Genomic DNA, 13,596 nt, shown 5'->3' on the forward strand with positions numbered 1-13,596 from the left:
CGCAAATTCCTAACCTGAATTAGAGCGTACGCCCGATGCCTTCGGATTTCAGCTGCTCAAGCGCCTTCTCGGCGTTCTCGTGATGCGGGTTCAACGCCAAAACGCGGCGGTATAGCTCTGCTGCGCGGCGGCTGTCACCCAACTCCTCAAACAACACACCAAGACCAAAGATCGCATTGTAGTTGTCAGGGTTCAGCGCCAGCGCCGTCTCCAGATCATCCAGCGCGGGGCCATAAAGCTCGGCGCGGTAGTAAGCGGTGGCACGCGCATGAAATCCTTCGGCGAAATCTGGCGCATGGTCCGTCAGCGCGGTCAAATGTTCAATTGCCACGCGAAAATCACCTTCTGCCAGCGCCGCGCGCCCGCGTTTGAGCAACAGATCCATCGCTGCCGAGCCAGAGCGCGACCACTCCCGCTCAAGATCACGCTTGGCGGTTTGCGCTTGCTCGGGCGGTGCCGTGCGGAGCGTTTCTAACAATTGTTGAGCACGGTCGCTTTCTTGTGCGCCCAAGGGGCCACAAAGCAACACAAGCACTCCAAGTGCCGCAACGGTATGTTTGAGGTTGACGGGGTTCATAAGCATAACAACACTGAATGTAACAGGTGGGGGGCCGAATTCCAGAGAGGTCTGTCACCATTTGCCAAAAAAGGGCTAAAAATGAGCGATGTGATCAATCAGGCGGTGGTTGTACTTACGGAAAAGATGTCAGGCGTGGACATCGGCGGCACCGTAAAGTTCGAAATCGAGGACGAAGGCTGTGTCATGGTAGATGACAATGGCGTACGCGCAGGCGACGACGAGGCCGATGTGACTTTGACCGCTGACAAAGAGACATTCGAGGGCATGATGGAAGGCGAGACAAACCCCACTTCCGCTTTCATGACAGGCAAACTCAAGGTTGACGGTGATATGGGCATGGCGATGAAGCTGGCCTCAGCACTGGCGTGATCTGAAACGGTAATGCCTCTGACCCCCGCACCTCTCTATACAGATATCCATCCCGGACCAGACGGTGGCGCGGCCTATTGGGTCAATACCTCTGATGGCAAGCAAATCCGGCTGGGTGTCTGGGAGGCGCGGGGCGCTCGCGGCACTGTTCTGATCTTTCCAGGACGGACGGAATACATCGAAAAATATGGCCCGACTGCGACCGAATTTGGCGCGCGCGGCCTTGCCACAGTGGCGATTGACTGGCGCGGTCAAGGTCTGGCCGACAGAATGCTGGACGATCCGCTGACAGGCCATGTCGAGCATTTTCCAGACTACCAGAAAGACGTAGCTGCCTTGATGCGCGCAGCACGGACGCTCAACCTTCCACGCCCTTATTTTCTTGTGGCGCACTCCATGGGCGGCTGCATAGGTCTGCGTGCCGTGATGGAAGGGATGGCCGTTCAGGCCGCCGCCTTTACCGGCCCCATGTGGGGCATTCATATCGCGCCGCATATGCGCCTGCCCGCGCAGCTTCTCAGCACCTTTATGCCCAAATTCAATCAGGGCCACCGCCTGCCCTATGGCACCACGCGTGAGCCTTATGTGCTGACAGCACCGTTTGACGATAACATGCTGACGACCGATGCGCAGATGTACGACATGATGCGCGACCAGCTTATCGCCCACCCCGAATTGCAGCTGGGCGGCCCCAGCTATGTATGGCTGCGCGAAGCATTGGCCGAGACGAAACACCTGTCAGAGCGTGCGGCCCCCAACCTGCCCTGTATCAGCTTTTTGGGCGGGAACGAACGTATCGTCGATATCCCCCGCATCCATGCCCGCATGGACAGCTGGAAAGGCGGACAGTTGCGCGTGATTGAGGGCGGCGAGCACGAAGTGCTGCTGGAGGCCGAAGCCATGCGCACCGCAATCCTTGACGAGATTGCAAACCTGTTTCTCAACACGACCACAGGTTAGGGCCACCTTAGGCAAAGCTGGCTTTGTGCGCTCCACCAGCTAGTTTGCATCGGTATGACCAAAAACCCAGTTCTCACCTTTACGCCCGAGGGCATCTATTGCCCCGCTGGCGACTTCTATATCGATCCGTGGCGCCGAGTAGAGCGCGCCCTGATCACCCATGGCCACTCCGATCACGCGCGCTGGGGCATGGGCCGATATCTTGCCACTCACGATGCCCTGCCCGTCATGCGCCACCGCTTGGGCGAAATCACAGCCGACGGTATCGCTTATGGTGAGCGGCGCGTGATCGGCGGGGCAACTGTATCATTCCACCCCGCAGGGCATGTTCCCGGTTCTGCCCAGATACGCGTCGAGGTGGGCGGCGAGATCTGGGTAGCCTCTGGCGATTACAAGGTCATCGACGATGGCCTTTCTACCCCGTTCGAGCCTGTCCGCTGCCACCATTTCATCACCGAAAGCACCTTTGGGCTTCCCGTGTTTCGGTGGGATCCACAGGATGTCGTGGCCCGCCAGCTGAACGACTGGTGGCGCGCTTGCGCCGAGGCAGGCAAAACGGCCCTGCTGGGGGCGTATTCATTGGGCAAGGCCCAGCGCCTGATGTCCATGCTGGACCCCTCCATCGGCCCCATCTTGTGCCACACCGCAGTCGAGAACACCAACGCGGTGATGCGTGCTCAAGGCATTACACTGCCCGACACAGTGCTGGCCAACAAAGACGTCACGGCCAAGACACACGCCCGCGCCATGGTCATTGCACCGCCCTCCGCGCTCGGCTCTGCATGGTCCAAAAAATTCGGCGCCCAAGAAAGCGGCTTTGCCTCGGGCTGGATGGCGATGCGCGGGGTGCGCCGCCGCCGTGCGGGCGATCGCGGGTTTATCATTTCCGATCACGCCGACTGGTCAGGGCTCCTTTGGGCCATCAAACAAACAGAGGCTGAAAATATATATGTGACGCATGGTTACACGGACATCTTCAGCCGATACTTGAACGAGAATGGCTGGAACGCGCAAGTTGTCCCCACTCAGTTCGAGGGCGAAAATCTTGATGCAAAAGACGACGCCGGAGAGGCCGCATGAGAGCCTTTGCCACGCTGTTCGAGGCGATTGACCAAAGCACAAAAACCACCGTCAAGGTCAACGCCTTGGCCGCGTATTTCAAGCAGGCCGATGACGTGGACAAGATCTGGACCATCGCGCTGTTTTCGGGCCGCCGTCCCAAACGCGCTGTTACGACAACCAGACTGCGCGAATGGGGCGCAGAGGTGGCGGGCATCCCCCTGTGGCTGTTTGAGGAGTGCTACCCCATCGTCGGCGATCTGGCCGAGACGATTGCACTGGTCCTGCCCCCCAATGACACAACCGACAATCGCCCGCTGTCGCAGTGGATCAATGATCTTCGCGAAGTCTACAAAGCCGATGAGGACGCCAAGAAGGCCTTTGTGCTGGATGCATGGGCGCGCCTTGGCGGAACGGAACGGTTTGTCTTTAACAAGCTGATCACAGGCGGCATGCGGGTGGGTGTCAGCCAAAAACCGATGACCCGCGCCCTCGCCCGTGCCACCGACCGTGAGGAGGCCGAGCTTGCCCACCGCCTAATGGGCAACTGGCACCCTGATGACACCACATGGCATGCGCTGATTGAAGCCGAGGACGCAACCGCCGATGCCTCGCGCCCCTATCCATTCTACCTCGCCCACGCGTTGGAAAACGGGCCCGAGGCACTGGAGGATTCTGACAACTGGCGCGCAGAGTGGAAATGGGACGGCATCCGGGGCCAGCTGATCCTGCGCGGCGGCGCGCATTACGTCTGGTCGCGCGGCGAAGAGCTGATGACAGACCGCTTTCCCGAACTCGCCCGCGCGGTAGATTATCTGCCTGACGGCACTGTTCTGGATGGCGAACTACTGGTTTGGCGCACTGGCGACGCGCATCCTGCCAGCTTTAACACGCTGCAACCGCGCATTGGCCGCAAAACCGTCCCGAAAAAGCTGCTGGCGGAGGCTCCTGTGGTCCTACACGCCTACGATCTGCTGGAGTGGCAGGGCGAGGATATCCGCGCAACGCCCTTCAAAGACCGTCGTGCGCTGCTGGAGGCGGCCTGCGCAGATTTACCGGCGGACGCACCGGTCAAACTCTCTCCGCAGCTGCCGTTTACCCAATTCAGCGATCTGCACGCCTTTCGCGATGCCGCACGGGAGGCTCAGGCAGAAGGGCTGATGCTCAAACGCGCCGACAGCCCCTATCTGGCGGGCCGCAAGAAAGGCGATTGGTGGAAGTGGAAGCTGGCCCCGCTCACCATCGACGCAGTGATGATCTATGCGCAATCAGGTTCGGGGCGGCGCGCCAACCTGTTCACCGACTTCACCTTTGCCGTGCGCAACGGCGATGATCTGGTCCCGTTCACCAAGGCCTACTCGGGCCTGACCGACAAGGAATTTCGCGAAATCACCGCTTGGGTGCGCAAGAATACGCTGCAACGCTTTGGCCCTGTCCGCCAAGTCACGCCGCATCATGTGTTCGAAATCGCCTTTGAAGGTATCCAGGCTTCGACCCGCCACAAATCCGGCGTGGCATTGCGGTTTCCGCGTATGCTACGCTGGCGACAAGACAAACCGATGGCCGAGGCCAATACACTGGATGACCTGAACGAGATGTTGCGCATTTATGGATAAACCCGAAGCCCCGATGCCGCCGGAACCTCGCGCGCCTCTGCGCCGCGCACCGCAAGGCGCTGTTGATACGCATGTGCATATGCTGGCCGGTGTTGATGAATTTCCTCTTTGGGACGGGCGTGTGGAAAACCCCGCCGCTGGCCCCACGTTGGACGGCTGGATTGCCCTGCTGGAAGAACAGATGGACGCCCTCGGCATCGCCCGCTGTGTGCTGGTTCACTCAATCTTCTACGGCACCGACAATAGCGTCACCGCCGAGGCTCTGCGCCGCATGAGCCCGCGCGTGCGCGGCGTGGGCCTGCTGCCAGATGGCGCGTCAGAGGAGCAGATTGATGCCTTTGCCGGCATGGGCATGGACGCTGTGCGCCTTAACTATGTGCACGGCGGGGTCCTTACGTGGGACGGCGCGCGCGCGATGGCCCCCGCATTGGCTGTGCGCGGCATGCACATTCAGATGCTCTGCCACGCGGATCAGCACATGGAAGACATCGCAGATGACATTCGCACTCTGCCCTGCCCTGTTGTGTTCGACCATGTCGCATGGCCCAGCGCGGGCCTTGATCCGAACGGCGCAGGCATAGACACGCTTTGCGCTCTGCTCGCCGAAGGACGCGCCTTCGTCAAGCTATCGGGCCTCTACCGTCTGTGCGATGCGCCCTACACCGATGCCGATGCGCTGGTGGCCAAGCTGATCGCCGCCAACCCGCAGGCATGCCTGTGGGGCACTGACTGGCCGCATATCATGCTCAATGGCGCAGGCATGCCCGAAGGTGCTGCCCTTTTAGACGCGTTCGATCGTGTGGTGCCATCTGATGCGCTGCGCCAGCAGATCTTGTGCGACAATCCACTCAAGTTATACCGTTTTTAACGCAAGCCTTGCCACAAACGGCTCCAACGGCTTGCCCCTTGGCAGTGCCATGCCTACCTATGGCTCAAACGTTCAAAGGATTTACCCATGTTTCATCTGCCGCCCTTCCAGACTGTTCCCACCCCGCTGCGCGACGCCAATGCGGCAGGCGGCGAAAATCCCTTTAGTGACCTGCCCGAATGGAACCTCGATGACCTTTACACAGGTGAGGACGCGGCCGAGCTAAAGCGTGATCTGGACTGGCTGGAACAGGCCTGCGCCAGTTTCGCCACCGATTACGAAGGCAAGTTGGAAACGCTGGATGCCGCAGGATTGCTCGATTGCGTACTGCGCAATGAAAAGATCAACCAGATCGCGGGCCGCATCATGTCTTACGCCGGTCTGCGCTACTATCAGCTGACCACCGATTCCGACCGTGCCAAATTCATGTCCGACGTGCAGGAGAAAATTACCAATTTCACCACCCCGCTGGTCTTCTTCACACTGGAGCTGAACACGCTGGAGGACGATCACCTCGACACCCTGCTGGCCAAAAACGCTGATCTGGCCCGCTACAAACCCATCTTTGACCGCATCCGCGCAATGAAGCCTTACCAGCTGAGCGACGAGATGGAGAAATTCCTGCACGATATGGGCGTTGTGGGCGACGCGTGGGAGCGCTTGTTCGACGAAACCATCGCAGGTCTGAAATTCGACGTGGACGGGGAAACACTGGGCATCGAGGGTACCCTGAACCTGCTGACAGACCCCGACCGCGCCAAGCGCGAAGCAGGCGCGCGGGAATTGGCCGATGTCTTTGGCGAAAATGTGAAAACCTTTGCGCGGGTCCACAACACCCAAGCCAAGGAAAAGGAAATCATGGACCGCTGGCGTGGTATGGAGACCCCGCAAACAGGCCGCCACCTGTCCAATCAAGTCGAACCTGAAGTGGTAGAGGCGCTGCGCAACGCCGTTGTCGCCGCCTACCCCAAACTGTCGCACCGCTATTACGCGTTGAAAAAGAAATGGCTGGGCCTCGACACGATGCAGGTCTGGGATCGCAACGCACCCCTGCCTATGGAAGACCCCAAAATCGTCGACTGGCCCACCGCCGAGAAAATGGTGATGGACGCCTATTCCGCCTTTGATCCGCGCATGGGCGAATTGGCCAAACCCTTCTTTACCGACGGCTGGATCGACGCCGCCGTCAAGCCCGGCAAAGCCCCCGGCGCCTTCGCCCATCCCACCGTCACCGATGTACACCCCTACGTCATGCTCAACTATCTGGGCAAACCGCGTGACGTGATGACATTGGCGCATGAGTTGGGGCACGGCGTACATCAGGTCCTCGCCGCGGGTCAGGGAGAGATGCTCTCCTCTACCCCCCTCACGCTGGCCGAAACAGCATCTGTCTTTGGGGAAATGCTGACCTTCCGCAAAATGCTGGAAAATGCCAAAACCAAATCCGAGCGTAAGGTCCTGCTGGCCGGCAAGGTCGAGGATATGATCAACACGGTCGTCCGCCAGATCGCATTCTATGATTTCGAATGTAAACTTCACGCCGCCCGCCGCGGCGGAGAATTGACCCCAGACGACATCAACGCCCTGTGGATGAGCGTTCAAGCCGAAAGCTTGGGGCCGGAATTCGAGTTCATGGATGGATACGAGACCTTCTGGGCCTACATCCCCCACTTTATCCACTCGCCCTTCTACGTCTATGCCTACGCCTTTGGCGACGGCCTCGTAAACGCGCTCTATGCGGTCTACGCAGAAGAAGGGGCCGAAGGGTTTGAGGATAAATACTTCGAGATGCTCAAGGCAGGTGGCTCCAAGCACCACAAAGAGCTGTTGGCCCCCTTCGGCCTCGACGCCTCCGACCCCGCATTCTGGGACAAGGGCCTGTCGATGATCTCGGGCATGATCGACGAACTGGAAGCGATGGAGGAGTGATCCTCCACCTCGCCCCTGTTGCTCCAGATGATCTCGCTTCGGTCGCCCACATTACTGTGGCGCCCGAGCAGGTTACGTTTTCAGGCACTGTGGCCGAGGCATTCGAGACCGCCGAACAGGGTGTTGATTTCCACGCAATTGTGGAAAGCGGCCACCCTGTCGGCTTTTTCAAGATCGACACGACATATTCGCAAAGCTATCCATTTGCATCCGATGGCAGTTTGGGGCTGCGCGGCTTTATGATCGATCTGGACCAACAGGGGCGCGGTATCGCCACGCGGGCTGTCGCCCGTTTGCCCGATTATCTGGCGGGCCACTACGACGCGCCCGCGCTTTACCTCACTGTCAACATGTCCAATCCGGCGGCAATCCGGTGTTACCGTGCAGGTGGCTTTTCAGATACAGGCGAAGTCTGGGAGCGCGGCATCGCAGGACCGCAGCATGTCATGCGCATGGCGCTAATGAGTGTAACCGAACTGATCCCGTCTGATACGGGTCTTGCCTGAAAATACTTTGACAGCCATGACAAGCGCGACCACATTGGAGGTCATCATCGTATTGAAAGGCCTACCCGTTATGATCCGCACAGTTCTCGTTATCGCCCTTCTGGCCATCGGCAGCACCCAGGCCAGCGCGCAGTCACTGGTGGGAAAATGGGATTGTGAGGGGCGCGAAGGGCGGGGCACCGCGATCCGAACCTTGCAGGAATACCGCGCCAACGGCTCGTTCTATCACCTCGCCAACATGGCGGTGGGCGACAGGCGCGGCCGCATCGACGCCTCCGTGGCGCTGCGCGGCAAATGGACAACCAGTGGCAGCACATTGGTCGAGGACATCACAACCGTCCGCATGCGCAGCCTGCAAGCAAACAGTAAAGACATCTCACGCACCCCAATCGGACGCCAGATGGCACGCACCCTGCCCCAGCGGATGGCCGGTCCCAAAAACGGCAGCCGGACAAAGATCAAATTCATCTCGGCACGCGAATTCCGCATGGTCAGTGGCCGCATCCGTGGCAAATGCATAAAACGCTAACGGTTTACTTAAGCTGACTGTCCTTGCTGCCGCGGCGATTGATGCCACCGCGCGCCTGAAACCTTGCGTCGCGCGCGCGTACACATTCGATACACAGCTTCACACCGGGAATCGCTTCCCGACGCGCCTGCGCGATAGGCTCTTCGCATTCGGCGCAAAACTCAGCGCTCTCGCCAACAGGCGCGCGGCGCGCCTTCAACCGCGCCAACTCGTCATTGATCGACGCCTCGATCTGCTCCGACACCGCGCCGTCTCGTGCCCAACCACCAGCCATAGCCATCTCCTTTGCTTCAAAAGCAAGCTTACCCCGCCCGGCCAACAAACCAAGACCCCAAAATAAAGCACGCCCTTAGCCGTGTCTATTTTTCTTGGCCTTAAATCCTCCGGGGGGCTTTGGCCAAAGGCCAAAGACGGGGCAGAGCCCCACCAACATCAAATAAAAAAAGCCGCCCCGTCAGACGGAGCGGCCTTCCTCGTTGCATTTCAATGGATCACTCCGCAGAAACCATCCCTTTTTCCTGCGCCAGTTCACGCATACGTTTTTGCAGCTTTTCAAACGCACGCACCTCGATCTGGCGGATCCGCTCACGGCTTACATCATATTGGCCGCTCAGGTCTTCCAAGGTCACCGTTTCGTCCGACAAACGGCGCTGCACCAGAATATCCTTCTCACGGTCATTGAGAACATCCATCGCAGCGGCCAACATCTCGCGGCGCGTCTCAAGCTCGTCACGCGCTTCATAGTCGCCCGCCTGATCGGCGTTGTCGTCCTCCAGCCAGTCCTGCCACTGCATCGTCCCCTCGCCCTCGGAGCCGACAGTCGCATTCAACGAAGCATCCCCGCCCGACATTCGCCGGTTCATCGAGATCACTTCGGCCTCGGTCACACCCAGTTGCGTGGCAATGGTTTTCACATTCTCGGGGCGCAAATCGCCTTCTTCCAACGCGCCAATCTTGTTCTTGGCCTTGCGCAGATTGAAAAACAGCTTTTTCTGACCCGAGGTTGTACCCAGTTTGACCAAAGACCACGAGCGCAGGATATACTCCTGAATGCTGGCCCTGATCCACCACATCGCATAGGTCGCAAGGCGAAAGCCCTTCTCGGGGTCAAAACGCTTGACCGCCTGCATCAGCCCCACATTCGCCTCCGAGATTACCTCGGCCTGCGGCAAGCCATAGCCGCGATAGCCCATCGCGATCTTGGCCGCCAGTCGCAGGTGTGATGTCACCATGCGGTGCGCAGCAGCCGTATCCTCTTTCTCAACCCATGCTTTCGCAAGCATGTATTCTTCTTCTGGCTCAAGCAGGGGAAACTTGCGAATCTCCTGCATATAGCGGTTCAGGCCGCCCTCTGGCGTAGGGGCTGGCAGATTTGCATAATTGGCCATGGTATTCGTCCTTTCCCTGGCGCCCTGCTTTTACATGAAATGTAACGGGGCTTAACATTAGATATGGGGACGCAAACATTCCCTTACAAGGGCCGAATGTCCGGTTTTGTTTACCTTTACCCAACAATAGTTAATCAGGCGTAAGCTCACCAGACCCCTCACCGCCTTGTGCAGTATGTGTCAGCGCTCAGGCGCGCGTAGGGTCCAAAAGGGCCAGCAAATCAGCCATATCGTCAGGCAATGGCGCTTCAAACCGCAAAGCCGCTCCGCTGACAGGATGCGTAAACCCCAACACCGCCGCATGGAGCGCTTGGCGCGGAAAGGATTTCACCGCCTCGGCCAGCGTCTCCGCCAAAGCAGCGCGCGCAATCTTGCGTTTGCCGCCATATGTCGGATCACCAACCAGACCGTGACCCGCATGGGCCATATGCACCCTGATCTGATGTGTCCGCCCTGTCTCCAGCCAACACTCCATCAGCGCCAACACGGGTGGGGCCCCGAACCGCGCCACCGTGCGCGCCCGCGTCACGGCATGCCGCCCGCCATGAAACAGAACCGCCTGCCGCTGGCGATCCGTCTTGTGGCGCGCCAAATGGGTGGTCAGCTTCAGGATATTGCCACTTTCGAAATTCGCCCCCTTTACACCTCGCAGACGCGGATCATTGGCGTCAGGTACACCGTAGACCAGACAGCGGTAATACCGCTCGACCGTATGGGCCTCAAACTGCTTGGCCAGCCCGTGATGGGCTGCGTCGGATTTGGCAACAACCAGCAGACCAGAGGTCTCTTTATCAATCCGGTGCACAATCCCGGGGCGCTTCATGCCCCCCACACCTGACAAATCGTCGCCACAATGCGCCAGCAATGCATTCACCAACGTCCCCGAAGGCGAGCCGGGGGCAGGATGCACCACCATACCCGCGGGCTTGTTCACAACGATCAGATCGTCATCTTCAAAGATGACGTCCAGCGGGATATCTTCGGGCAGAATATGGCTCTCTTGTGCCTCTTCTACATCAATGTCGATTTTGGTGCCCGCCGCGACCACAGCACGCGGATCGCGCTGCACTTCACCACTCACCAGCACCATTCCCTGCTCAATCAACTTCATAATCCGTGTACGCGACAGGTTCGCATCCTCTGGCACATCGCGGGCAAGCGCCTTATCAAGGCGCGGCGGGGGCATGTCCCCCAGAATGAATGTAATACGGCGGTGCGACATGGATGATCTTTCTGAGCCAACCAACCTGCGCTTCCTGAGGCGCATGGTCACGGTTCTGACGGGCGTGATGATTGCGGGCGTGGTAGTCGTTATCGGCCTGCTTGTCACGCGTCTCACGCGCGATACGCCCGTTTTACCCGAGCTTATTGAACTGCCAGACGGCGCCAGCCCCGTTGCCTTCACCCAAGCGGCTGACTGGTATGCAGTGGTGACAGACCAGAACCAGATTTTGATCTTTGACAGAATGACGGGTGCGCTACGACAAACCGTGGCGGTAGAGTAAACAACTCGAAAACCTTCAGGGAACGGAAAAGCGTCTTTTCTTCGAGAACTTCCAGCTTTCCGATCTTGCGAAAGCGAACTGGGTTGTCTCAAGAAAAGTGGTACCGGGGGATGGTTTCGAACCAACTGCCTCGTGGACCACAACCACGCGCTCTAACCAATTGAGCTACCCCGGCACTGGGCTGTTGATTAGAGACCATAGGCGGTGGCGTCAACTCCTATCCTCGCGGTTTTTACAGCTTTCCGTATTGGCCGCTGCCCACAGGCAAGTCTTCCCACGACAAGGTCAGGGTCTGCTCTATCAATGGCACGCCAAACGACACGACAGGCTTCTCCTCCACAATCCGCCAGCCGTTGCGCAAGTAGAGCGCGCAGGCCGCCTCGTGGCTTTTATGCGTCCACAGCTGCATGCCGTCATACCCTTGCTGCTGTGCGAATCCCGTGCATGCCTCAAGCAATTGCCGCCCGAGGCCCAAACCACGCGCCGCAGGAACCAACTGAAACAGCCGCAACTTTGCGCGCTCCTCGTCCAGCCGCACGCAAAAGATTGATCCCAGCCGAACATCGCCTTGCCAAGCGATCCAGCCCCGCTCGTCCACTGGATTATGATCTGCGATAAAATCATCAACGATCTGTGCCACCAGCGGTCCAAAGGTATCATCAAACCCCTCTTCGCGAGTGTAGGTTTCCTGATGCACATCAATGAGCCAATCGCGGTCGGCTAGCGTAAATAGGCGAATTTCAGTCTTTTCCATGCACAGCAGCCTGCCCGACAATCGCTTGCCTTTCAACCACCACAGCGGTAGCGATAGCGCGTCTTCACTGCGCCAAAGGAACACGCCATGGGCATCAACGACGAACGCGATATCGAAGCCAACCTCCAAATCGGCCCTACCGAGCTGGGGATGGTCCGTTTGTTCATTGAGGGCGACGGAATCGAAATTCCGATGGATTTCACACCTGACGAAGCCCATGAAATCGCAGAAGAGATCATGGCCGCCGCCACCCGCGCGCGTCAATCAGGCGGCAAAAAGCGCCGCTAGATCAGAAAGCTTGTCAGACGCAGATGCAAAAATGCGCTGCATCCGCCCCCTGACTGCCTACCAGAGCGCGTCGCGCCACACACAGGCCGAAAGGCCAGCCTATCCCCAAGTCGGATGCATATCGGGATCACGCAAAAGCTGCAGGCGACGTGCGGCGGTGGTTGCAAATTTCTGAACCATCACTTTACGCCGCGCAGGCGCCAGCTTGGCCTCGGGGGCCATGCGCAAAATTTCGGCTGTATAGGCGTCGGCAATGATCAACCCATGATCGTCGGGCAACAGCTCGGTGGGGAAATGCTCGTCCACAGCAAAGAAAAACCTGTCGGCCCACTCAAGATAGCCCTGCCATTTGGAATCTGTAGTGAAATCCGCGCGACTGGACTTACACTCAACCACCCAAATCTCGCCTTTCGGGCCCAACGCCATGACATCTACCCGCAAACCACGCGCGGGCACCAACTCCTCCACACAGGCAAAACCGTGCTCCGCCAGATGGCGCGATACGCCGCGCTGTAAAAGTTGACCCGGTTGGAGAAGGCATGTTTCATTCATTCGCCAAATTATGAACGAAACATGAACAAATGCAATCTCAAATTTGCGCCCGCGGCGTATCTAGGAACGTCAATACAGCGCTTTATTGACCATCACCGCAAATGGCCCTTGTCCTAGCCACCTGCGCCCCCTACCTATCAGGAGTGACGGGTTCTGCCCTGCTTGACTGCAAGTTGACATTCCAGTGGCCTTAAGCAAATCCGAGGGAGCTGGCTCTGTCTTAGCCCTGGTTAAGTTACCTGGCGCCCACCTGTATATACAGGTCCTCGGGAATAAAACTGATCGGCAACGGCGGTCCCGTCACACCTAACTGCCTGACAACCCGAAACTATTTCAGCGTACGCGCAGCGCACGGCCAAACAGTTTTTGCATCTCTTCACGGGTAACAGGCTCACTGTCATGATCTGCCATCGGCAACATCTTCGTGGGCTCGATCGTTTCATGGCGCGGTGAAGTACGGCGGTTTGCTTGCGGCTGCATTTCCAGCTTGGGCACAGTAGACGGAATGCCATCCTCTGCCCGCCGCGACATCATAAACAAAATCACTCGTACAAGAAACAAACCACCGTACCTCTTCTTGCGGCAGAGGCATGGCCTCACCGAACAACTCAAAGTAGTAGGGCCTCGCGGAGCCACTTCAACGATTTTTCACCTCATCCGAGAATTTAAGATTTACAGTCCAGCCAGCCCGCG

17 protein-coding genes and 1 tRNA gene are annotated in these 13,596 nt (G+C 58.5%); 10 read left to right on the forward strand and 8 right to left on the reverse strand.

Features of this window, described 5'->3' with window-relative positions; translation table 11 throughout:
* Positions 1–19: 19 nt before the first annotated feature.
* Positions 20–583: a tetratricopeptide repeat protein gene (locus Q0903_RS00110; RefSeq protein ID WP_299411743.1), complete on the reverse strand. Its 564-nt coding sequence runs from the start codon at positions 581–583 to the stop codon at positions 20–22.
* Positions 584–658: 75 nt separating this feature from the next.
* Here Q0903_RS00110 and Q0903_RS00115 point away from each other — a divergent pair, with 75 nt between their 5' ends.
* The 8 genes from Q0903_RS00115 (at position 659) to Q0903_RS00150 (ending at position 8,416) form a co-directional block, all read left to right on the forward strand.
* The gene (locus Q0903_RS00115) at positions 659–949 is read left to right on the forward strand and encodes an SCP2 sterol-binding domain-containing protein (protein WP_299023940.1); all 291 of its coding nucleotides are present in this window, start codon (positions 659–661) and stop codon (positions 947–949) included.
* Positions 950–961: 12 nt separating this feature from the next.
* Positions 962–1,909 (forward strand): alpha/beta hydrolase, encoded by a 948-nt coding sequence (locus tag Q0903_RS00120; protein ID WP_299411745.1) that lies wholly within the window; start codon positions 962–964, stop codon positions 1,907–1,909.
* 54 nt (positions 1,910–1,963) lie between these two features.
* Positions 1,964–2,989: a ligase-associated DNA damage response exonuclease gene (locus Q0903_RS00125; RefSeq protein ID WP_299411748.1), complete on the forward strand. Its 1,026-nt coding sequence runs from the start codon at positions 1,964–1,966 to the stop codon at positions 2,987–2,989.
* On the forward strand, positions 2,986–4,584 hold the full coding sequence (locus Q0903_RS00130; RefSeq protein ID WP_299411751.1) for an ATP-dependent DNA ligase: 1,599 nt from the start codon (positions 2,986–2,988) through the stop codon (positions 4,582–4,584). Before Q0903_RS00125 ends, Q0903_RS00130 begins: the two co-directional genes overlap by 4 nt.
* On the forward strand, positions 4,577–5,452 hold the full coding sequence (locus Q0903_RS00135) for an amidohydrolase family protein (RefSeq protein WP_299411752.1): 876 nt from the start codon (positions 4,577–4,579) through the stop codon (positions 5,450–5,452). The genes Q0903_RS00130 and Q0903_RS00135 overlap by 8 nt, the downstream gene beginning before the upstream one ends.
* 87 nt (positions 5,453–5,539) lie before the next feature.
* Positions 5,540–7,381: a M3 family oligoendopeptidase gene (locus Q0903_RS00140; RefSeq protein WP_299411754.1), complete on the forward strand. Its 1,842-nt coding sequence runs from the start codon at positions 5,540–5,542 to the stop codon at positions 7,379–7,381.
* On the forward strand, positions 7,378–7,887 hold the full coding sequence (locus Q0903_RS00145) for a GNAT family protein (RefSeq protein WP_299411757.1): 510 nt from the start codon (positions 7,378–7,380) through the stop codon (positions 7,885–7,887). Before Q0903_RS00140 ends, Q0903_RS00145 begins: the two co-directional genes overlap by 4 nt.
* A gap of 70 nt (positions 7,888–7,957) precedes the next feature.
* Positions 7,958–8,416 carry a hypothetical protein gene (locus Q0903_RS00150; protein WP_299411759.1) on the forward strand — a complete coding sequence of 153 codons (459 nt, stop codon included), beginning with the start codon at positions 7,958–7,960 and terminating at the stop codon, positions 8,414–8,416.
* Between the two features lie 4 nt (positions 8,417–8,420).
* Here Q0903_RS00150 and Q0903_RS00155 read toward each other — a convergent pair whose 3' ends face one another.
* The 3 genes from Q0903_RS00155 to Q0903_RS00165 form a co-directional block, all read right to left on the reverse strand.
* Complete coding sequence (locus Q0903_RS00155) at positions 8,421–8,690, reverse strand: DksA/TraR family C4-type zinc finger protein (protein ID WP_299023948.1); 270 nt, start codon at positions 8,688–8,690, stop codon at positions 8,421–8,423.
* A gap of 217 nt (positions 8,691–8,907) precedes the next feature.
* Positions 8,908–9,804 carry an RNA polymerase sigma factor RpoH gene (gene rpoH / locus Q0903_RS00160; RefSeq protein WP_299023949.1) on the reverse strand — a complete coding sequence of 299 codons (897 nt, stop codon included), beginning with the start codon at positions 9,802–9,804 and terminating at the stop codon, positions 8,908–8,910.
* Positions 9,805–9,991: 187 nt separating this feature from the next.
* Positions 9,992–11,026 carry an RluA family pseudouridine synthase gene (locus Q0903_RS00165; RefSeq protein WP_299411761.1) on the reverse strand — a complete coding sequence of 345 codons (1,035 nt, stop codon included), beginning with the start codon at positions 11,024–11,026 and terminating at the stop codon, positions 9,992–9,994.
* On the opposite strand from Q0903_RS00165, the gene Q0903_RS00170 reads away from it, so the two are divergent.
* Positions 11,025–11,309: a DUF6476 family protein gene (locus Q0903_RS00170; RefSeq protein ID WP_299411763.1), complete on the forward strand. Its 285-nt coding sequence runs from the start codon at positions 11,025–11,027 to the stop codon at positions 11,307–11,309. The two genes, Q0903_RS00165 and Q0903_RS00170, sit on opposite strands and share 2 nt — an antisense overlap.
* Positions 11,310–11,407: 98 nt before the next feature.
* On the opposite strand, the gene Q0903_RS00175 is transcribed toward Q0903_RS00170, so the two are convergent.
* Both Q0903_RS00175 and Q0903_RS00180 read right to left on the reverse strand, forming a co-directional pair.
* Positions 11,408–11,484: transfer RNA gene (locus Q0903_RS00175), tRNA-His, on the reverse strand.
* Between the two features lie 57 nt (positions 11,485–11,541).
* Complete coding sequence (locus tag Q0903_RS00180) at positions 11,542–12,063, reverse strand: GNAT family N-acetyltransferase (protein WP_299411764.1); 522 nt, start codon at positions 12,061–12,063, stop codon at positions 11,542–11,544.
* An 87-nt stretch (positions 12,064–12,150) separates the two neighbouring features.
* Here Q0903_RS00180 and Q0903_RS00185 point away from each other — a divergent pair, with 87 nt between their 5' ends.
* Complete coding sequence (locus Q0903_RS00185) at positions 12,151–12,351, forward strand: DUF6324 family protein (protein ID WP_299023953.1); 201 nt, start codon at positions 12,151–12,153, stop codon at positions 12,349–12,351.
* Positions 12,352–12,450: 99 nt separating this feature from the next.
* Here Q0903_RS00185 and Q0903_RS00190 read toward each other — a convergent pair whose 3' ends face one another.
* Complete coding sequence (locus Q0903_RS00190) at positions 12,451–12,903, reverse strand: MmcB family DNA repair protein (RefSeq protein ID WP_299023954.1); 453 nt, start codon at positions 12,901–12,903, stop codon at positions 12,451–12,453.
* Positions 12,904–13,236: 333 nt separating this feature from the next.
* Positions 13,237–13,464: a hypothetical protein gene (locus tag Q0903_RS00195; RefSeq protein WP_299023955.1), complete on the reverse strand. Its 228-nt coding sequence runs from the start codon at positions 13,462–13,464 to the stop codon at positions 13,237–13,239.
* Positions 13,465–13,596 lie beyond the last annotated feature (132 nt).

Origin of the sequence: uncultured Sulfitobacter sp., from assembly GCF_947502895.1 — a bacterium.
In the GTDB taxonomy this organism is placed as follows: Bacteria; Pseudomonadota; Alphaproteobacteria; order Rhodobacterales; family Rhodobacteraceae; genus Sulfitobacter.

Excerpts from the sequence above, each read along its gene's own strand:
- Q0903_RS00110 (WP_299411743.1), bottom strand. The coding sequence starts at position 583 with ATGCTTATGAACCCCGTCAACCTCAAACATACCGTTGCGGCACTTGGA.
- Q0903_RS00115 (WP_299023940.1), top strand. The coding sequence starts at position 659 with ATGAGCGATGTGATCAATCAGGCGGTGGTTGTACTTACGGAAAAGATG.
- Q0903_RS00120 (WP_299411745.1), top strand. The coding sequence starts at position 962 with ATGCCTCTGACCCCCGCACCTCTCTATACAGATATCCATCCCGGACCA.
- Q0903_RS00125 (WP_299411748.1), top strand. The coding sequence starts at position 1,964 with ATGACCAAAAACCCAGTTCTCACCTTTACGCCCGAGGGCATCTATTGC.
- Q0903_RS00130 (WP_299411751.1), top strand. The coding sequence starts at position 2,986 with ATGAGAGCCTTTGCCACGCTGTTCGAGGCGATTGACCAAAGCACAAAA.
- Q0903_RS00135 (WP_299411752.1), top strand. The coding sequence starts at position 4,577 with ATGGATAAACCCGAAGCCCCGATGCCGCCGGAACCTCGCGCGCCTCTG.
- Q0903_RS00140 (WP_299411754.1), top strand. The coding sequence starts at position 5,540 with ATGTTTCATCTGCCGCCCTTCCAGACTGTTCCCACCCCGCTGCGCGAC.
- Q0903_RS00150 (WP_299411759.1), top strand. The coding sequence starts at position 7,958 with ATGATCCGCACAGTTCTCGTTATCGCCCTTCTGGCCATCGGCAGCACC.
- Q0903_RS00155 (WP_299023948.1), bottom strand. The coding sequence starts at position 8,690 with ATGGCTGGTGGTTGGGCACGAGACGGCGCGGTGTCGGAGCAGATCGAG.
- rpoH (WP_299023949.1), bottom strand. The coding sequence starts at position 9,804 with ATGGCCAATTATGCAAATCTGCCAGCCCCTACGCCAGAGGGCGGCCTG.
- Q0903_RS00170 (WP_299411763.1), top strand. The coding sequence starts at position 11,025 with ATGGATGATCTTTCTGAGCCAACCAACCTGCGCTTCCTGAGGCGCATG.
- Q0903_RS00165 (WP_299411761.1), bottom strand. The coding sequence starts at position 11,026 with ATGTCGCACCGCCGTATTACATTCATTCTGGGGGACATGCCCCCGCCG.
- Q0903_RS00180 (WP_299411764.1), bottom strand. The coding sequence starts at position 12,063 with ATGGAAAAGACTGAAATTCGCCTATTTACGCTAGCCGACCGCGATTGG.
- Q0903_RS00185 (WP_299023953.1), top strand. The coding sequence starts at position 12,151 with ATGGGCATCAACGACGAACGCGATATCGAAGCCAACCTCCAAATCGGC.
- Q0903_RS00190 (WP_299023954.1), bottom strand. The coding sequence starts at position 12,903 with ATGAATGAAACATGCCTTCTCCAACCGGGTCAACTTTTACAGCGCGGC.